Consider the following 17,825-nt stretch of genomic DNA (forward strand, 5'->3'; position numbering starts at 1 on the left):
CACTTGCATGGGGTGCAAGGGGTCGCGAGTTCGAATCCCGCCGCCCCGACCATACATCAGTTCCTGATTCGTATAGTCGGAACCCAAAGCCCGGTAGCCACAAGCTGCCGGGCTTTTTTCATTGGCTTTGCAGCCTTGCCTTTTACGGCAACGGGTTAACCCCGCATTTTGTTCTTGAATGTTTCAATCGCAATGCACCGATGAATGCCGGCGGCGGCATGGCAGGATGGCACTTTACGCGGGAGGCCGATTGCACACGGGCAAATCAAAACAATGAGGAACGTTGCCCCACGGATCCGGCGCTTTCGTCTTTGCGATGATCTTTTTGGTGAAGGAATGCGCGGCCCTACGCCCAGCAGCCTGCCGCGCAGGAAAAAACCGTTCGCGTTGCGGGCGAACGGTCATGCACAGAAACTATCAGTTTCGAGCTATCTATTGAGCTTGATCTAGGCAGCCTCGCCGCCCTAGCCCGCCTTGGGCTCAGCCCGATCGCGCCTGGCTATGCTCCTGGGCCGCCTTGAGCATGCTGACGATGTCCGCGAGCTCGGCCCGTATGGCCTGCAGCTCCGGTTCTTCGATCGGGTAGGTCTTGACCTGCGGCGCCTCTTCCACTTGCCCGCGGGATTCATCCAGGCGGTTGCGCGCCCCGCTGATGGTGAAACCCTGTTCATACAGCAGTTCGCGAATCCGCCGGATGAGCAGCACCTCGTGGTGCTGGTAATAGCGGCGATTGCCCCGTCGCTTGATGGGTTTGAGCTGCGTGAACTCCTGCTCCCAATAGCGCAGCACGTGCGGCTTGACGCCGCATAGCTCGCTGACTTCGCCTATGGTGAAGTAACGTTTCGCAGGAATGGGGGGAAGAACGACGGGGGGCTCGATGCGCGCCATAAAACCTCTCAAGACCGATTCTGTTCGCGCAGCGCGACTTGTTCGACCATGCTCTTGAGTTTCTGGCTCGCATGGAAGGTGACGACCCGGCGGGCGGCGATCGGTATTTCTTCGCCCGTCTTGGGATTGCGTCCCGGGCGCTGCGGTTTGTTGCGCACCTGGAAGTTGCCGAAGCCCGAGAGCTTCACCACGTCTCCGCGCTCTAGCGCGTCACGGATCTCCTCGAAGAAGGTCTCGACCATGTCCTTGGCTTCGCGCTTGTTGAGGCCTACGCGCTCGAACAGGAGGTCGGCCAGTTCCGCCTTGGTCAGGGTGCGCGCATCGAGCGTGTTCTGCGGCGCCTCGACGCCCGGGGCGAGCGCGTCCGGGCGGGCGTAGCTGTCGGAAACGAGAGAATGCATAGACACGGATGGAGAACTCGGTGTTAAACCCTCAGCCGGGCACCGTGCTCCGTTTCCAGCGCGGTACGGATGCGGGCCAGGCACGACTCGACTCGGGCGTCGTCCAGGGTTACCGAAGTATCCTGTAGCCAGAATCGGAAGGCAAGGCTTTTTTCCTTTCCTAACAAGGACTTATCCCGCCAAACGTCGAAAAGACGTACATCTTTCACCACGGCCAGTTCGGGCTCCGAGGCGACGACCCTGCGAACCGTATCGAGCATTTGCTGGGCCAGCACTCCTTCCGGGACCCACATGGCCAGGTCGCGGATGACCACCGGTTGGCGCGAGATCTCGGACAGCGCAGGCAACGGGTGTGCCGCGGCCCGCGTAGCATCCACTTCGAATACGATCGGCGCGTGGGGAAGCTCGGCGCGCTGCACCCAACGCGGATGCAGCTCCCCTATCCAGCCGATGGTTTCGCCGTCCATTTCGATGCGGGCGCTGCGGCCAGGGTGCAGCGCCGGGTGCTGGTCGGGCACGAAGCGCGGCCCCTGCGCGCTGCAGCCGGCCAACAGGGCTTCGAGATCTGCCTTGACGTCGTAAAAATCGACCTGCCGGGTCTGCGTACCCCACTGCTCTTCGACGACCGGGCCATACGCCAGCGCCGCCAAGCGCATGGGTTGTGCGACGCCGGCCACGTCCAGCGGACCGTCTTCTACGGAGGCATCGCGCCGGAACACGCGCCCCAGCTCGAACACGCGCACGCGGGAAATCTTGCGGTTGACGTTGTATTGCGCGTTCGCCACCAATCCGCCGATCAGGCTACTGCGCATGACCGACAACTGGCTGGCGATGGGGTTGAGCAAGCGGATCGGGTCCGGGTTGCCCGCATAGTCGCGCTCCCACTCCGCTTCCACGAAGCTGAAATTGATGACTTCTTGGTAGTCGAGCGCCGCCATGAGGTGGCGCAGGTCGTGGAAAGAGCGACGCTCTTCCTTCGGCGCACGGACCTTCGCCCGCGCCACGGGCGGCACGTCGGGTATCCGCTCGAAACCATAGATGCGTGCCACCTCCTCGATCAGGTCCTCCTCGATTTCGATGTCGAAGCGGAAGGACGGAGGCGTGACGACGAAAGCGCCCGGCTCGCGCACGAAAGGCAGGCCCAGGCGCGTAAAAATGCTGGCGATCTCTTCTTCCGGCACGGGCACCCCGAGCACCTTGTGGCAGCGCTCGACCCGCAGGCGCACCGGCTTGCGTTCGGGAAGATTCACGACTTGGTCGTCGACAGGACCGACTTGCCCGCCGCAGACCTGCACGATGAGGCTGGTCAGGTATTCGAGGTCGGCGGGAATATTCGCGTAGTCCACGCCGCGCTCGAAGCGATGGCTGGCATCAGTGCTGAAGTTATAGCGGCGCGCGCGGCCCGCGATGGCGGCGGGCCACCAGAATGCCGCCTCGATGTAGATGTCGCGGGTCTCGGTCGAGACGGACGTCGCTTCGCCGCCCATGATGCCGGCCAGGCATTCCGGGCCGTTGTCGTCGGCGATGACGCCGACCGAGCCGTCCACCTCCACCGTTTGGCCGTTCAACAGCAGGATCTTCTCTCCGGGGCGGCCCCACCGCACGTGCAGGCCGCCGTGGACTTTGGCGAGGTCGAACACGTGGCTCGGGCGCCCCAATTCCAGCATCACGTAGTTGGAAATATCGACCAGGGCGGAGATGGAGCGTTGGCCCGACCGCTCGAGCCTGCGGCGTATCCAATCCGGCGTGGGTGCGCTGGCATCGACGCCCCGGATCACCCGGCCGACGTAACGCCCGCAGAGGTCCGGCGCATGCACGGTCACAGGCACGCGATCGTCGATGGTGACCGGCACGGGCTCCAGGCGGGGCGCCTCCAAGGGGGCGCCGGTGAGGGCTGCCACTTCGCGGGCCACGCCGAGCACGGACAGGCAGTCCGCCTTGTTGGGCGTCAGCTTGAGGGTGAAGAGGGTGTCGTCGAGCTGCAGCCATTCGCGCACCGGCACGCCGACCTTGGCGTCGGGGCCGAGATCGAGCAGGCCTGCGTGGTCTTGCGAGAGTCCCAGCTCGCGCGCCGAACACAACATGCCGAACGATTCCACGCCGCGCATCTTGGCGACGCCGATCTTGATGCCGCCCGGCAGTTTCGCGCCGACGGTCGCGAGCGGTACTTTCATGCCGGTCGCCACGTTGGGAGCGCCGCACACGATCTGCAGCGGTTCCCCCTGTCCAGCGTCGACCTTGCAAACTCGCAGCTTGTCGGCGTTGGGGTGCGGCTCCACCGATAGCACCTGGGCCACGACGACCCCGCTGAACTCGGGGGCCACGGGAGCCGTTTCCTCGACCTCGAGGCCGGCCATGGTCAATTGATGAGCCAGTTCGTGAGTCGAAATGGCGGGGTTGGTCAGCGACCGCAACCAGGATTCGGGAAATTGCATGACTAGCCCATCAGTTGAATTGCTTGAGGAAACGCAGATCGCCTTCGAAGAACTGCCTCAGGTCGTTGACGCCATACCGCAGCATGGTCAAGCGCTCCAGGCCCGAGCCGAAGGCAAAGCCGATGTAGCGTTCCGGATCGAGGCCGAAGTTGCGCACGACGGTCGGATGCACCTGGCCCGAGCCGGAGATTTCCAGCCAGCGGCCTTTGTTCGGGCCCGAGGTGAACATCATGTCGATTTCCGCCGAAGGTTCGGTGAACGGGAAGAAGGACGGCCGGAAACGCAGCACCAGGTCGTCGGTCTCGAAAAACGCGCGCAGAAAATCCGTATAGACGCCCTTGAGGTCGGCGAACGAGATGTTTTCGTCGATCCACAGGCCCTCGACCTGGTGGAACATGGGCGAATGCGTGGCGTCGCTGTCTACGCGGTAGGTCCGGCCCGGGGCAATGACCTTGATGGGCGGCTTGTGGGCGCGCGCATACCGTACCTGCATGGGACTGGTGTGCGTGCGCAGCAGCAGGGGCAGTCCCTGCGCGTCCTTCATGTCGACGTAGAACGTATCTTGCATGGAGCGCGCCGGATGGTTCTCCGGGTTGTTGAGCGCGGTGAAGTTGGTCCAGTCGTTCTCCACTTCGGGACCGTCTGCTACGTCGAAGCCGATGGACCGGAAAATCTGTTCGATGCGCTCCCAGGTGCGGATGACCGGATGGATGCCGCCTATGCCGCGTCCGCGGCCGGGCAGCGTCACGTCGATGGTCTCCTCCGCCAGTCGTGCCGCGAGCTTGGCGTCGGCCAATGCCTGGCGCCGCTCGTTGAGCAGGCTCTCGATCTTGGCCTTCGCTTCGTTGATGCGGGCCCCTTCCGTGCGCTTCTGTTCGGGAGCCAGGCTCGCGAGCCCCTTGAGCAGCACCGTCAGGGCGCCCTGCTTACCCAGAAACCGGGCTTTCTCGTTCTCGAGCGCGTTGGGATCCGACGCGGCCGCGAAGGCCTCCCCGGCTTGGCGTATCAGTTCGTCCAGATTCTGGGACATGGCGGATTCGTATCGATAAGAGGAAAAAGAGGCGCTGCAAAACCCTTCGGCGCTGGCTGCCCATCGCGGCAAGGCGGCCTAGGTTGCGGTGCGAAGTCCCGTGGGCGCCCTGCCGGCAAAAACACGAACGGGGCTTCGAAGAAGCCCCGTTCGGGTGTTGCACTCCTAGCTTACCGCCGCTTCCGGCTTACGGGCCGGACCGGCGCTCAGCGATGCGAGTTCAGGCTGCCAGGGCGTTCTTGACTTGTTGCACGATCGCGGCAAAGCCCGCCTTGTCGCGCACAGCCAGGTCGGCCAGGACCTTGCGGTCGAGGTCGATCGCCGCTTTCTTCAGGCCGGCCATGAACACGCTGTAGGACACGCCGTGCTCGCGGACGGCAGCGTTGATACGGGTGATCCACAGGGCACGGAAGGTGCGCTTCTTGGCGCGGCGGTCGCGATAGGCGTATTGGCCGGCGCGCATGACCGCTTGCTTGGCGACGCGGAATACGTTGCCGCGGCGGCCGCGATAACCCTTGGCCGCGCTGATGACTTTCTTGTGACGGGCCCGGGCGGTTACCCCACGTTTGACTCTAGGCATTTGAAAACTCCAATATCAGCGGGTTGGGTTCAGGCAAACGGCATCATTGCCCGCACGGCCTTCACATCGGCCTCGTGGACCGCGGCGGAGCCGCGCAACTGACGCTTGTTCTTGGTCGTTTTCTTGGTGAGGATGTGGCGCTTGAACGCCTGGCCCCGCTTGATGGAACCGCTACCGCGGACCTTAAAGCGCTTGGCGGCGCTTTTCTTGGTCTTCATCTTAGGCATGACTGCTTCCTGTTGCGTTTACATGCTCACGGGTGCCGGCTGCTGCTGCCGGACTTGACGACCCGCATTCACTTGTTTTACCTGTCCCGTCCCCCGGACGCGCACCGCGGCGGCGCAGCGCCGCACACGAATTTGAAAGCGTTGCCGGGAACCGGATTGCTCGCCGCCAGGACTTTCGCGCCGAGCTTCGCCAGCGTGCACGGGAACCCGTGCACATTCTGGAAAACCGTAGATTATACCGCGTTAATCCCCAGTGCCCTTGCCGGGGCTGGCGGGCTTTTTCTTCGGAGCCAGCACCATGACCATCTGGCGGCCTTCCAGCTTGGGCATGGCTTCGACCGCGCTGATCTCGCCCAGGTCGTCACGCACGCGCTCCAGGACCCGCATGCCGAGCTCCTGGTGCGCCATTTCACGCCCGCGGAACCGCAGCGTCACCTTGGCCTTATCGCCCTCTTCCAGGAAGCGGCGCAGGTTGCGCAGCTTGACCTGGTAGTCGCCCTCGTCGGTTCCAGGCCGGAACTTGACTTCCTTGACCTGGATGATTTTTTGCTTGAGCTTGGCTTCGTGCTGACGCTTTTGCTCCTGGTACTTGAACTTGCCGTAGTCCATCAAGCGGCAGACCGGAGGCTGCGCGTTCGGGGCAATTTCGACCAGGTCAACATCATGCTGCTCGGAAAGCCTAACTGCTTCGGCCAGCTTGACGATGCCAAGCTGTTCGCCGTCGACCCCAATCAGGCGCACCTCCGGTGCAGTGATTTCACCATTGATGCGATTCGGCTTGTCGGTAGCGATGTCTGAAACTCCTGAATTTGATTAAAACGGCCGCCCGCGGCGGAACTGCCCCGCCGCCAGCATGGACCATGCCCGGAACGGACGCCTGCCCTCGTTACGATTTGGCGGGCGCCTCGACATTCCGGCGTTCGGCCACGTCGGCTGCGAGCCGCGACGAGAAAGCATCGAGCGGGAGCACCCCGAGGTCGATGCCGCCGCGGGCGCGTACGGCCACCGATGCAGCTTGCCGTTCTTTTTCACCTACGACGAGGATATAGGGAACTTTTTGCAAGCTGTGCTCCCGGATTTTATAGGTGATCTTTTCGCCGCGCAAATCTGCTTCCACCCTAAACCCTTGTTTTTTCAAGGTTTGCGCCACACTCTGCGCATATTCGGCGGTGGCCTCCGAAATACTGCACACCACGGCCTGCACCGGGGCCAGCCAGGGGGGCATCGCGCCGCCAAAATGCTCGATCAGCATTCCGATGAAGCGCTCCATGGATCCGAGGATGGCACGGTGCAGCATCACCGGGGTGACGCGCTGGTCGTTTTGGTCGACGTATTCGGCGCCCAGGCGGCCGGGCATGGAGAAATCCACCTGGATGGTGCCACACTGCCAGTGGCGGCCGAGGGCGTCCTTGAGCGTGTACTCGATCTTCGGTCCGTAGAAGGCCCCGTCTCCCGGGCTGATTTCGTACTCGCAGCCGGAGCGGCGCAGGCTTTCCATCAGGGCGTGCTCGGCCTTGTCCCAGACTTCGTCCGAGCCGATGCGGTGTTCCGGGCGCGTCGCGACCTTGTAGAGGATGTCCGTAAAGCCGAAGTCGCGGTAGACACGCTGCAACTGAGATGTAAACGCTACGCATTCATCGAGGATTTGGTCCTCGGTGCAGAAAATGTGGCCGTCGTCCTGCGTAAAGCCGCGCACCCGCATCATGCCGTGCAGCGCCCCGGAAGGCTCGTTCCGGTGGCATTGGCCGAACTCCCCGTAGCGCAGCGGGAGATCCCGGTACGAGCGCAGGTTGGCCCGGAAGATCTGCACGTGCCCCGGGCAGTTCATGGGCTTGAGCGCGTAGTAGCGGTTTTCGGACTCCGTCGTGAACATGTTCTCGCGGTAGTTTTCCCAGTGCCCCGTCTTTTCCCAGAGCAACCGGTCGAGGATCTGCGGCGCCTTGACCTCTTGGTAGCCGCTCTCCCGATAAACCCCGCGCACGTATTGTTCGACCTGCTGCCAGATGGTCCAGCCCTTGGGGTGCCAGAACACCAGGCCTGGCGCCTCGTCCTGGAAATGGAACAGGTCGAGTTCGCGGCCGAGCTTGCGGTGGTCGCGCTTCTCGGCCTCCTCCAGCATCTTCAGGTAGGCATCCTGGTCTTCCTTCTTCGCCCAAGCCGTGCCGTAGATGCGCTGGAGCATTTCATTCTTGCTGTCGCCGCGCCAGTAGGCGCCGGCCACCTTCATCAGCTTGAAGACTTTGAGCTTGCCAGTGGACGGGACGTGCGGCCCGCGGCACAGGTCGACGAAGTCGCCTTCCCGGTAAAGCGTAATCTTCTCGCCGGCGGGGATCGAGGCAATGATCTCGGCCTTGTATTTCTCGCCGATCGAATTGAAGAACGCCACGGCGTCGTCGCGGTTCCACTCTTCGCGCGTCACGACTTCGTCCTTCTTGGCGAGCTCCAGCATCTTGTTTTCGATGGCCGCCAAGTCTTCCGGCGTGAAGGGGCGAGAATAGGCGAAGTCGTAGTAGAAGCCGTTCTCGATCACCGGGCCGATGGTGACCTGGGCCTCCGGATACAGCGACTTGACCGCGTAAGCCAGCAGGTGGGCCGTGGAGTGGCGGATGAGGTCCAGCCCCTCAGGGTCCTTCGCGGTGATGATGGCGAGGCTGGCATCGCGCTCGATCGTATGGCTGGTGTCGACCAGCGTGGGTTCGCTGCCTTCGTACGTGATCCGGCCGGCCAGCGCGGCCTTGGCCAGCCCGGCGCCGATGGATGCGGCGACGTCGGCCACCGTGACGGGAGCCGGAAACTCACGCTGGGAACCATCGGGCAGCGTTACCTTGATCATTGATGCGACCTCGAAAATGAAACACGGCGCGCGCCGACAAATACCGTCGCTCGCCGCGACGCGCGAAGCAGCGAGCTCGGCAACATAAAAAAACGCGGCATCGGGGCCGCGTTCTTGCATTCTGCAGGGTTCCGGGCAGGGCCCGGCGGACAGGACGATGCGATGCAGGAAACCCACGCGGCTAGCCGGCGATGTTCCCCGTGGTAGTTCGTTCGTGCAGAGAAGGAACGCGCATGCGCGATTCGTCCTTGGTTTGCTTTGGCTGCATGGATGTTGCTCACGATTTTAGCACAGCACCCCCCTGTGGGACAGGGTGGAACTGCCCGCGGGGCCGGAGGAAAAAACCGTTCAGCCGCTGCTCGAGCGCATGGGCGACCCATCCCGCGGTGCGCCCCATGGCCCATAGTGCGCCCGCACTGCCGGCCGGCAGGTCCCAGGCGGAACAGAGGGCGACCAGGCCCAGCTCGATGCGGGGCGGAACGCCGACCTCCGATTGGACGGCCTCGAGGAAGCGGAACAGCATTTCCGCGCGCCGGGTTGGGCGAGGATGCTCACGCGCCATGCGAATCAATTGTTTTGCCCGCGGATCGCCCTGGGGATACGACCCGATGCCGAAGGCCCAGGATCGCGCGCGGTCGCGCATCACTTGCGAGACCCACGCATCGAGTTGGGCGCGCGTCCGGATCCCGGCCAAGGTGTCTTCGATCCGATCGCACCCGCCCGCCAGCCCCGACCCGGAGAGCACTGCCAAGGCGGCCCCTACGCAGGCATGGAGCTCGGCGCCTACGGAGGCAGCGATGCGCGCGCTGAACGTAGGCGGAGACAGTTCGTGGTCGGCGCTCAGTATCAGCATCGCATTGACGGCCTTGACTAGTTCCGGCACGGGAGCGTGGCCAAGCGCCTCGGCCACGTGCTGCGCCAGCGGCTTGTCGCCCGTTGGCGCACGGTAGCGCCGCCGCGCCGACAGCAGGCTGCAGCAGCCGGCGAAGGCCTGCACGAGTTGCTTGGCTGCGGTGATCGGTGCGCCGTGGCGCACCTCCTCGTCTACCGACTTGCCACCTAGCGCAAGCGCCACGGCTTGGAACGCCCGGATCATGCCGGGCGCCTCGCCCAGGCCGGCCATCAGTGCACGCAGCCGGGCCGCGCTCTCCGCAGGCAGCGGCTCTGCCGGCCAAGTGCCCGGGCCGTTTGGAAGAATGCCCGTCCAGAGCAGTTCCGCCACGTTTTCGAATGCGCCGGGATACTCCACCAGTTCGGCGGCGAGCCGGCCGCGGTACCGCGGCCCGTCGGGCGTGATTTCGGTAATGCCGGTGTCGATCACCGGCTGGCCCCACTGGAGTGCACTGGCAGCCACGGCCCCGTGCCCTGCCCGGGCCAGGCTGCGGCTGCGCAGGCCCTCTATTTCGTCGCGCAAGTACAGCCGTCTTTTCCGGCCGGGTTGGGCGACGGGATGCAGCATGCCCCGGCTCACATAGGTGTAGAGCGTAGCCGCCTTGATGCCGAGGATGCGGCACGCTTCCTTGGCGTCGACGACGCCGCCGGCAGACCACGCCTCGACAATGGGATCTGATAGGTTCACGAAGACACGCCGCGGGTGAAAGAGACAATATATCGATTATGCAATCGAGATTGAATCGACGTAAATCGATCCATAAACTTTTCGCCATCCCGCATTGCCACATCGAAGAATGCCGGTTCCACGCATCCCGGCAAGGTACAGGAGACACGTCATGATCCAACGCTTCGCGGGCCGGGCGGCCTTGGCTTTACTTGTTGTAGGCGGCTTTGCCGCGCCGCTGTTCGCCCAGACCGGCCCCTCTTCTTCCCGCCCCATCACCATCGTCGTGCCGTTCCAGGCGGGCGGCGGCGCCGACACTGTGGCACGCATGCTCGCGACCAATCTCGGCCCTCACTTGAACGGCCAGCCGGTGATTGTCGACAACCGTGCAGGAGCTTCGGGCAACATCGGCGCCAACCACGTCGCACGCGCACCGGCAGACGGTCATACCCTGCTGCTGACGAACAGCACCATGACGATCAATGCGGCGCTGAACTTCACGCAGGGCTACGACGTCAAGAAAGACTTGCAACCCGTCGCGATGTTGGTTTCCTCCCCGGTAGCGGTGGGCGTGAACAGCGGCTTGCCGGCCAAGACGACCGCAGAGCTGGTGCGGCACGTCCGGGACAATCCGGGCAAGGCCAACTACTCGTCCTGCGGCAATGGTTCACCGCAGCACTTCGCCGGCGAAGCCTTCAAGCAGTCGGCCAAGGTCGACATGGTGCACGTTCCGTACAACGGCTGCGCGCCCGCCATCAGCGATGCACTCGGCAACCAGGTACCCATTCTGTTCAGCACCATTCCCAACATGGCACCTCATGCCAAGACAGGCAAGCTGCGGCTGCTCGCGGTGGCCTCGGGCAAACGGCTGTCATTCATGCCCGAGGTACCGGCGCTGGCCGAGACGCCGGAATTCAAGAACCTGGACATCTCGGTGTGGTTCGGCCTGTTCGCGCCGGCGGCGACGCCGCCCGACGTGCGCGCCCGCATCGAGCAGGCAGTGCTGGCCACGCTCAAGGATCCAAAGCTGAAGCAGGAGTTCCAGGCGCGCTATTACGAGGTCGACGCGTTGGGGGCGGACGGCATGGGGCAACAGGTCGACAAAGATCTGGCGATGTACGGCGAGCTGGCCAAGCGTGCCGGCATCAAACTGGAGTAGCACCCTTTCCCTTTCCTATCTGAGTATCTGGAGTGCCATGTCTGCTTCGCTACCCTCTGATAGCGCCTCGCTGGCGCAGCACCTCGACGATCTAGTCGTCGCCAATCGCGTGCTTGCGAAATACGGCGTGCTCGACGGCTTCGGCCACGTCAGCATCCGCCATCCGGAACGCCCTGGGCATTTTCTGCTTGCGCGCTCGTTGGCACCTGAATTGGTCACCGCGGCCGACATCATGGAGTTCGACGAAGACTCCAATGCGGTCGGCGGCGACGCGCGCACGCCCTACCTCGAGCGCTTCATCCACGGCGAGATCTACCGGGCGCGACCGGACGTCAATGCGGTCGTCCACAGCCATTCTCCGTCCGTCATCCCGTTCGCGGGCTCTTCGGTGCGCCTGCGGCCCATCTACCACATGGCCGGTTTCCTGTCGGGCGGTGCGCCCGTATTCGACATACGCTGCTGCTTCGGGGCGACAGACCTGCTGGTGCGATGCCGCGAGCACGGCGAAGCACTTGCCAAGACGCTCGGGGCGCAGAACGTTGCTCTTATGCGCGGCCACGGTTTCGTGGCGGTTGGGAGCGACGTGCGCATCGCCGTTTACCGGGCGATGTACACCGAGACCAACGCATCCTTGCAGCAAAAGGCCATAACCCTTGGGGGCGAAGTCACTTACCTGAGCGAGGAAGAGGCTGCCAAGGCCGACGACACCATGGCGGGCGTGATGTTCCGCCCATGGGAGCTGTGGAAGAAGAAAGCCATGGAGGACTGACCTGGCCCGGCAGGCCGCCGAGGCTCGTGATCGAACACTCGACGGCCTGCCGCAGCGTTGCTCAGATCGTTTGTGGGAACGGCAGGTTACGCAGGCGCTTGCCGGTCAGTTTGGCCACCGCGTTGGCCACCGCGGGCGCCACGGGCGGCAAGCCCACCTCGCCGATGCCGCCGGGCGGATTGTCGGTCGGCGTCAGTTTCACCTCGACCACGGGGGCTAGGTTCGCGCGCAAGAGCGGGTACATGTGCAGGTTTTGTTGTTGCACTTGACCGCCCTTGTAGACCAGGCGTTCTCCGAGTGCGGCGGACAGCCCGAAGATCGCGGCGCCTTCAATCTGCGCCTTGATGTTGGCGGGACTGATGGCATGACCGCAATCGACCGCGGCCCAAAGGTGATGAACCGCCGGCCGGCCGTTTTCGACAGAGACTTCGGCAACCAGCGCGATGAACGAGCTCCACGTGTCGGAGAATGCCAGGCCCTGCGCCCGGCCTGGCTTGACGGGCTTGCCCCAGCCCGCCATGGCCGCCACCTCGCGCAGCACCGCCTGGGCGCGCGGGGCATGCGCGGTCATGTCAAGCCGGTACTGGAGCGGATCCTTGCCTACCGAGGCGGCAATTTCGTCGATCATGGTCTCGATCGCGAACTTGGTATAGCCGGCCCCTACCGCTCGCCAAAAGCTCACGTCTACGCCCCGCTGTTCGCGGCAATGCTCGATGAGCTGGTCGGTGATCTGATAGACGCAGTCTGATCCTTCCATGACGGGAGAGTCTTTCCCGCCTGTCTTTTCGTAGATGGCGGGGGCCGTGCGGGCGGTGATGCTTTCGGATACGAGCCTGTGGCGCCATCCGACGATACGCCCTTGGGCGTCGATGCCCGCGACCAGGTGTTGTGCCGTCATGGGGCGTGGACGGGATCGCAGGAAGTCGTCCTCTCGGGTCCAGATCACCTGGATCGGTACGCCGGGCATGGCCTTGGCAAGCAGCGCGGCTTCGAGGCTGTAGTCCGCCTCGGCTCGACGGCCATACCCCCCACCGAGCAGCGTGATGTTGACCTTGATGTTTTCAGGCTTGAATCCCGCGCCGGCAGACACAACGCCGATGACGCCCGAGGGAGATTGTGACGGCACCCAGATCTCGATCTTGTCACCATCGGCCCGCGCCGTGCAGTTCATGGGTTCCAGCGTGGTCTGCGCTACGTGCTCGGAGGTGTAGGTGGCGCGGAGTACGCGCGTGGCGCCGGCCAGTTTCTGCGCCGCATCCCCCTGTTTGTGCCAGACCGCGCCGGCATCGTCGAGCCGTTCCGCGCGGGCGACGAATTGCTTGAGGGCCGCTTCGCTGTCGTACGACCTCGCTTTGGACTCCGTGCTCCAAGTGACCTTGAGCAAATCCCGCGCCTTGCGGGCCGTGAAAAACGAATCGGCCACCACGCCTACGCCATGGGGCAGGCGCACGACTTTCTTGACGCCCGGTACGGCTAGCGCTTCGGCGTCGGAGACCGTGAGGGGTTTCTCACCCTGCACCGGCGCGTGCAGGATGGCAGCCCAGAGCATGCCGGGCAGGCGGACGTCGATTCCAAATTGTGCCGTGCCGTTGGACTTTGCCGGTACTTCCACGCGCGGCAGGTCTTTGCCGATGAGGGTGAACGCCGACATGGGCTTGAGCATGCCCTTGTCCACCTTCGGCAGCTCGGCCGGCGCCTGCGCGCTTTGGGCCAGCTCCCCATAAGTCATGCGCCGGCCGCTCGGTGGGTGGATGAGCGTGCTGCGCTCGGTGCGGACCTCCGAGGCCGGCACGCCCCATTTCGCCGCAGCCGCTTGGACCAGGACTAGCTTGCCCTGCAATCCCGCCAGGCGCAGCGTTTCGTAATAACCTTTGACCGTGCGCGAGGATCCGGTCACCATGGCTCCCCCGAAGCCCGGGTTGCCGAACCGCTTGGGGTCGCCGGGCGCTTGTTCGACGCGCACTTTGCTCCAGTCCAAGTCCATTTCTTCCGCGATGATCACGGGAATGGAGGTCATCGTGCCCTGCCCCATTTCCGAGGCAGGAGAGTAGATGACGGCCGTGTTGTCGGCGGCGAGGTTCACCCAGGCAATGGGACTGAACGGCGCGTTCGCCGCATGCGCCCCGGGTAGCAGCCACGCGGTGTCGCCGCGGGAGGCTGCCCAGCCTCCCATCACGACTCCCAGGGTAGCCGCGCCCGAGCCGACGAGGAACGCGCGGCGGGATAGTGTTTTCGTCTCCATGTCTGCCCTCCTAGCCCAGCGATTTCCGAGCGTTGACCACCGCATCGGCGATGCGGTTGTAGGTGCCGCACCGGCAAAGGTTTCCGGCCATGCGTTCGAGCACCTGCTCGCGCGAGAGCGTCTTGTCCGGCCCCGTTACCAGGCTGGCGGCGGTCATCAGCTGGCCGGACTGGCAGTAGCCGCACTGCGGCACTTGGTGTTCGACCCAAGCCTGGCTCAGGGCCTGGCCGGCTTTCGTCTCCATGAGTCCCTCGATGGTGGTCACGGATGCGCCCTTGACGGCGCTCATCGGCAAAATGCAGGAGCGCATCGGTTGCCCGTTGAGGTGCACCGTACAGGCACCGCACTGCGCCATGCCGCATCCGAACTTCGTCCCGGTGAGCTGGAAGTTCTCCCGCAATACCCAGAGCAAAGGCTTGTCGTCGGTGGCATCGACCGACACCTGCTTTCCATTGAGCTTGAACTCGATCACTGGATGTCTCCTTCGTGTGCGCCGCGCCTGCGAACGGGATGGCCGCATGGGCGGTGAGGATGATGCTAGCGCACGCGTGACGCAAAATCCACGCGCACCGGGGATTTTTCCCTGCGGGGCCAGGCACGCGTTGAGACGCGCGGTGCCTCACATTGAACAGCCCGGAGGTTGAGCGCCTGGCGCGCGCTGCCTAGCATGAGCCCATGCCGCGACGACCCGTCGCGAGAAGCCTGAGAACTCAAAAGGAAACTGTGTGACCGTAGCGTTCGATTATTCTTTGTCCTCCGATACGCGGGTGCTGATCACCGGTGGTACTTCCGGCATAGGCCGCGCCGTCGCCGCGGCGTTTGCGGCGCGCGGCGCGCGCGTCACGGCCACCGGTGCGACGCTGCATGAAGTCGAAAGTGCGCGAAGAGAGCCGGGTTTGGAGCGGGTGGAATGCGCCGTCCTGGACGTGCGCGATGGGCAGGCCGTGCGAGATTTCGCGTCCTGCTTCCAGGAGCTCGACGTGCTCGTCAATTGCGCCGGCATTATCCGGCGTGGCGCCGAACTCGTCGATCCGGCGGTATTCGTCGACGTCGTGGATACGAACTTGAACGGCACCATGCGCATGTGTGCCGCGTTGCGTCCTGCACTGGCCACCCGCCGGGGCGCGATCGTCAACACCACGTCCATCCTGAGCGTTTTCGGTGGCGCCCAGGTGCCGGGTTATTCGGCTTCCAAGGGGGGCGTGGCGCAACTGACCAAATCGCTGGCCATTGCGTACGCCGCCGACGGCATCCGGGTCAATGCCATCGCCCCGGGGTTCGTGGAAACGCCCATGGTCCGCGACATGACGGCGAACCCAGCGCGCTACCGGGCGATCGAGGCGAGAACCCCGCTCGGGCGCTGGGGGCAGCCGGAAGACATGGTGGGGCCGGTAATGTTCCTTGCGTCGCCAGCCGCCGCCTTCGTCACGGGTGTCGTGCTACCCGTGGACGGCGGCTACTTGGTCATGTCCAGCGACGCCGCGGGGTGAGCCCGGCGGCGCTCCCCTGCTTACTCCGCTTGGATGGCAAACTCCTTTACCCGCTGCGAGAAACTGCGCCAGTCCGCCTCGACAACCGATTGAAGGCGGGCCGGCGCGCCGCCCTGGGGTTCAATGCCCAGGCCGCGCAGCCTTTCCGCGACCTCCGGCATGCGCAACACTTCATTCACATGGTGATTCAGGCTGCTGAGGACGTCAGCGGGCAGGCCTTTCGGTCCGAACAGGCCGTACCAGGGCACGATGTCCACGTTCTTGTAGCCGAGTTCGGCAAAGGTTGGGACCTCGGGCAGCGTGGGCCAGCGGGTTTCGCCCGAAACCGCCAGCGGTCGCAGCTTGCCGGAGGGAAGCTGCTGGGCGACGGCGCCTGGCGACAACCAGGCGACCGTGACTTGGCCACCCACGAGATCGACCAGCGCCGGCGCGACGCCGCGGTATGGAATGTGGCGGATCTGCACGCCCGCGTCATGATTCAGCACTTCGGCTGCCACGTGCATGGGCGATCCCATGCCCGGGCTGGCATAGCTTACGTTCTGGTCCTTGCGGGCGAGCTCGATGAGCTGCTTGAGATTCTGCGGCCCGTCGCCCGCACGGCTGAGCAGCAGCAAAGGATTGATGCCTAGCTTGACGACGGGCGTAAAGTCCTTGCTCGGATCGTAGCTGACGCCGGGCCCGAGCTTGAGCACCAAGGGCGTGATCGCCATGGTCTGCGGCGCCACCAGCAGCGTGTAGCCATCGGGCGCGGCGCGCATCACGCTGGCTGCGCCGATCGCGCCGCTGGCGCCCGGCCGGTTGTCGACCACGACGCGCTGCCCTGTCCGGGCAGTGAGTTTTTCGGCCAGGATGCGGGCCAGTACGTCCGTGTCGCCTCCGGCCGGATAGGCGACGACGATCGTGACGGCCTTGGACGGAAACGACTGCGTTTGCGCCTGGGCGCCAACGGCAGGCAGCATGGCGGCGACGGCCGCGGTCAAGAATCGAGAGAAACGCAATGTCATGAAGCTTCCTTGATGCGCCAAACCGGGCGCGTGCCCGCATTCTTCTGCTGTAATGGCGCGCCAACAACAACTCAGGCGATCGAACAAAGGCACCGAGCGTCTCAACTTGCTCGGCGCCGAAGCAAAGGTGCTCTGCGTGGATGCTTTGAGCGAAGTTCTTTCTATTTGCCGCTGTGAACGGGCGGTCACCGCCCGCTTCACGCTGTCCGAACCCTGGGCGTTGCAGTCCAAGGGGGTCAGCGGCGCCATGATCCGCATGGTCACGGGCAAGCCATACTGGATGCAGGTCGAAGATGCCCCGCCTTTCCTCGTGCAGCCCGACGACCTGGTGATGCTCCCGCACGGCAGCGCCCACGTCATGTCGTCCGACCCGGGCGTGCCGCCGACGCCGTTCAGTGAATTGATCGCACGCTACCGCGGCGGCCCGGAAGAAGACACGCCCTTCGTCATGACCTGGGGCGGAGGTGGCGGCACCTCGACCATGTTCTCCACCTTGGCTTGGTTTTCGGCCTATTGCCGCAGTACGGTCATGGCCATCCTGCCGCGCTGCATACACCTGCGGGCCAGTGAATTGAGCGTAGGCGGCGGGCTAGCAGGCGCCATGCACCTGCTGGTGGACGAATCGTTGGCGCGGCGCAGCGGCTGGAAGCTCGCCGCCGCACGCTTGGCCGACCTGCTCCTCGTGCACATCCTGCGCGAGCACCTGGAGGGCGAACACCCGCGCCAGGCCAATTGGCTGCGCGGACTCACGCATAAATCGGTGGCGAGCGCCATCGCGCTCATGCATCGCGAGCCCGCACGCGATTGGACGCTGGCGGAACTGGCCGAGGCCGTCCACATGTCGCGTTCCCGCTTTAGCGCCTTGTTCGCGAGCCTGGTCGGGCTGACGCCGATGGAATACCTGTTCCGGCACCGGATGTCGGTGGCGGCCGGCTTGCTCGAAGAACGTAGGATGCCGTTGATCGAGGTGGCCGAGCACGTGGGCTATACCTCGGAAAAGGCGTTTTCGCGCGCGTTTGCGCGATGGGCGGGGTATTCGCCCGCACGGCACGCGCAACGGGTAAGCCGCCTGGTATCGTAACGAGCACGCCGCGGGTCCTGCTTCGGGACCGGCTTTTTCTATGTGGCCGCACGCGGCGTGCCCGACCTGGACTATGACGCGCCGTACACTGCCTGCCTAACTTCCAGTCGGAGGTGAATCCGCCGAAT

16 protein-coding genes are annotated in these 17,825 nt (G+C 64.4%); 4 read left to right on the forward strand and 12 right to left on the reverse strand.

Annotated features, from left to right (window positions below):
- Nucleotides 1-480: 480 nt before the first annotated feature.
- From IRZ12_RS07530 to IRZ12_RS07570, 9 genes are all read right to left on the reverse strand, one after another.
- Entirely contained in the window at nucleotides 481-888 is a 408-nt protein-coding gene (locus IRZ12_RS07530) for a MerR family transcriptional regulator (RefSeq protein WP_296466577.1), read from the reverse strand.
- 8 nt (nucleotides 889-896) lie between these two features.
- Nucleotides 897-1,295 carry an integration host factor subunit alpha gene (locus tag IRZ12_RS07535; protein WP_296466580.1) on the reverse strand — a complete coding sequence of 133 codons (399 nt, stop codon included), beginning with the start codon at nucleotides 1,293-1,295 and terminating at the stop codon, nucleotides 897-899.
- A 17-nt stretch (nucleotides 1,296-1,312) separates the two neighbouring features.
- Nucleotides 1,313-3,724 carry a phenylalanine--tRNA ligase subunit beta gene (gene pheT / locus IRZ12_RS07540; protein WP_296466582.1) on the reverse strand — a complete coding sequence of 804 codons (2,412 nt, stop codon included), beginning with the start codon at nucleotides 3,722-3,724 and terminating at the stop codon, nucleotides 1,313-1,315.
- Between the two features lie 10 nt (nucleotides 3,725-3,734).
- A complete protein-coding gene (pheS, locus tag IRZ12_RS07545) occupies nucleotides 3,735-4,754 on the reverse strand; it encodes a phenylalanine--tRNA ligase subunit alpha (RefSeq protein WP_296466585.1) in 1,020 nt (339 codons plus the stop codon).
- Between the two features lie 220 nt (nucleotides 4,755-4,974).
- On the reverse strand, nucleotides 4,975-5,334 hold the full coding sequence (gene rplT / locus IRZ12_RS07550) for a 50S ribosomal protein L20 (RefSeq protein WP_296466588.1): 360 nt from the start codon (nucleotides 5,332-5,334) through the stop codon (nucleotides 4,975-4,977).
- Between the two features lie 29 nt (nucleotides 5,335-5,363).
- Nucleotides 5,364-5,561 (reverse strand): 50S ribosomal protein L35, encoded by a 198-nt coding sequence (gene rpmI / locus IRZ12_RS07555; RefSeq protein ID WP_296466591.1) that lies wholly within the window; start codon nucleotides 5,559-5,561, stop codon nucleotides 5,364-5,366.
- A gap of 243 nt (nucleotides 5,562-5,804) precedes the next feature.
- Nucleotides 5,805-6,353 carry a translation initiation factor IF-3 gene (gene infC, locus IRZ12_RS07560; RefSeq protein WP_296466621.1) on the reverse strand — a complete coding sequence of 183 codons (549 nt, stop codon included), beginning with the start codon at nucleotides 6,351-6,353 and terminating at the stop codon, nucleotides 5,805-5,807.
- A gap of 94 nt (nucleotides 6,354-6,447) precedes the next feature.
- A complete protein-coding gene (thrS, locus tag IRZ12_RS07565) occupies nucleotides 6,448-8,394 on the reverse strand; it encodes a threonine--tRNA ligase (protein ID WP_296466594.1) in 1,947 nt (648 codons plus the stop codon).
- Nucleotides 8,395-8,671: 277 nt separating this feature from the next.
- Nucleotides 8,672-9,973: a citrate synthase gene (locus tag IRZ12_RS07570; RefSeq protein WP_296466597.1), complete on the reverse strand. Its 1,302-nt coding sequence runs from the start codon at nucleotides 9,971-9,973 to the stop codon at nucleotides 8,672-8,674.
- Between the two features lie 151 nt (nucleotides 9,974-10,124).
- On the opposite strand from IRZ12_RS07570, the gene IRZ12_RS07575 reads away from it, so the two are divergent.
- Together IRZ12_RS07575 and IRZ12_RS07580 are read left to right on the forward strand one after the other, a co-directional pair.
- The gene (locus tag IRZ12_RS07575) at nucleotides 10,125-11,111 is read left to right on the forward strand and encodes a tripartite tricarboxylate transporter substrate binding protein (RefSeq protein WP_296466600.1); all 987 of its coding nucleotides are present in this window, start codon (nucleotides 10,125-10,127) and stop codon (nucleotides 11,109-11,111) included.
- A 37-nt stretch (nucleotides 11,112-11,148) separates the two neighbouring features.
- Complete coding sequence (locus IRZ12_RS07580; protein ID WP_296466602.1) at nucleotides 11,149-11,880, forward strand: class II aldolase/adducin family protein; 732 nt, start codon at nucleotides 11,149-11,151, stop codon at nucleotides 11,878-11,880.
- 61 nt (nucleotides 11,881-11,941) lie between these two features.
- On the opposite strand, the gene IRZ12_RS07585 is transcribed toward IRZ12_RS07580, so the two are convergent.
- Together IRZ12_RS07585 and IRZ12_RS07590 are read right to left on the reverse strand one after the other, a co-directional pair.
- Nucleotides 11,942-14,122: a molybdopterin cofactor-binding domain-containing protein gene (locus IRZ12_RS07585; protein WP_296466606.1), complete on the reverse strand. Its 2,181-nt coding sequence runs from the start codon at nucleotides 14,120-14,122 to the stop codon at nucleotides 11,942-11,944.
- Nucleotides 14,123-14,132: 10 nt separating this feature from the next.
- Nucleotides 14,133-14,594: a (2Fe-2S)-binding protein gene (locus IRZ12_RS07590; protein WP_296466608.1), complete on the reverse strand. Its 462-nt coding sequence runs from the start codon at nucleotides 14,592-14,594 to the stop codon at nucleotides 14,133-14,135.
- Between the two features lie 253 nt (nucleotides 14,595-14,847).
- Between IRZ12_RS07590 and IRZ12_RS07595 the strand changes: the two genes are divergently transcribed.
- Nucleotides 14,848-15,612 carry an SDR family oxidoreductase gene (locus IRZ12_RS07595; protein WP_296466612.1) on the forward strand — a complete coding sequence of 255 codons (765 nt, stop codon included), beginning with the start codon at nucleotides 14,848-14,850 and terminating at the stop codon, nucleotides 15,610-15,612.
- A gap of 20 nt (nucleotides 15,613-15,632) precedes the next feature.
- On the opposite strand, the gene IRZ12_RS07600 is transcribed toward IRZ12_RS07595, so the two are convergent.
- Complete coding sequence (locus IRZ12_RS07600) at nucleotides 15,633-16,616, reverse strand: tripartite tricarboxylate transporter substrate binding protein (RefSeq protein WP_296466615.1); 984 nt, start codon at nucleotides 16,614-16,616, stop codon at nucleotides 15,633-15,635.
- Nucleotides 16,617-16,752: 136 nt separating this feature from the next.
- Here IRZ12_RS07600 and IRZ12_RS07605 point away from each other — a divergent pair, with 136 nt between their 5' ends.
- The gene (locus tag IRZ12_RS07605) at nucleotides 16,753-17,697 is read left to right on the forward strand and encodes an AraC family transcriptional regulator (protein ID WP_296466618.1); all 945 of its coding nucleotides are present in this window, start codon (nucleotides 16,753-16,755) and stop codon (nucleotides 17,695-17,697) included.
- The last annotated feature ends 128 nt before the right edge of the window (nucleotides 17,698-17,825 follow it).

Source organism: Pigmentiphaga sp., assembly GCF_019689535.1.
In the GTDB taxonomy this organism is placed as follows: Bacteria; Pseudomonadota; Gammaproteobacteria; order Burkholderiales; family Burkholderiaceae_B; genus Pigmentiphaga.

Bases quoted from the DNA above. Each gene is read 5' to 3' on its own strand.
- IRZ12_RS07580 (WP_296466602.1), top strand. From the start codon at position 11,149: ATGTCTGCTTCGCTACCCTCTGATAGCGCCTCGCTGGCGCAGCACCTC.
- rpmI (WP_296466591.1), bottom strand. From the start codon at position 5,561: ATGCCTAAGATGAAGACCAAGAAAAGCGCCGCCAAGCGCTTTAAGGTC.
- rplT (WP_296466588.1), bottom strand. From the start codon at position 5,334: ATGCCTAGAGTCAAACGTGGGGTAACCGCCCGGGCCCGTCACAAGAAA.
- IRZ12_RS07600 (WP_296466615.1), bottom strand. From the start codon at position 16,616: ATGACATTGCGTTTCTCTCGATTCTTGACCGCGGCCGTCGCCGCCATG.
- pheT (WP_296466582.1), bottom strand. From the start codon at position 3,724: ATGCAATTTCCCGAATCCTGGTTGCGGTCGCTGACCAACCCCGCCATT.
- IRZ12_RS07585 (WP_296466606.1), bottom strand. From the start codon at position 14,122: ATGGAGACGAAAACACTATCCCGCCGCGCGTTCCTCGTCGGCTCGGGC.
- IRZ12_RS07575 (WP_296466600.1), top strand. From the start codon at position 10,125: ATGATCCAACGCTTCGCGGGCCGGGCGGCCTTGGCTTTACTTGTTGTA.
- pheS (WP_296466585.1), bottom strand. From the start codon at position 4,754: ATGTCCCAGAATCTGGACGAACTGATACGCCAAGCCGGGGAGGCCTTC.
- IRZ12_RS07530 (WP_296466577.1), bottom strand. From the start codon at position 888: ATGGCGCGCATCGAGCCCCCCGTCGTTCTTCCCCCCATTCCTGCGAAA.
- thrS (WP_296466594.1), bottom strand. From the start codon at position 8,394: ATGATCAAGGTAACGCTGCCCGATGGTTCCCAGCGTGAGTTTCCGGCT.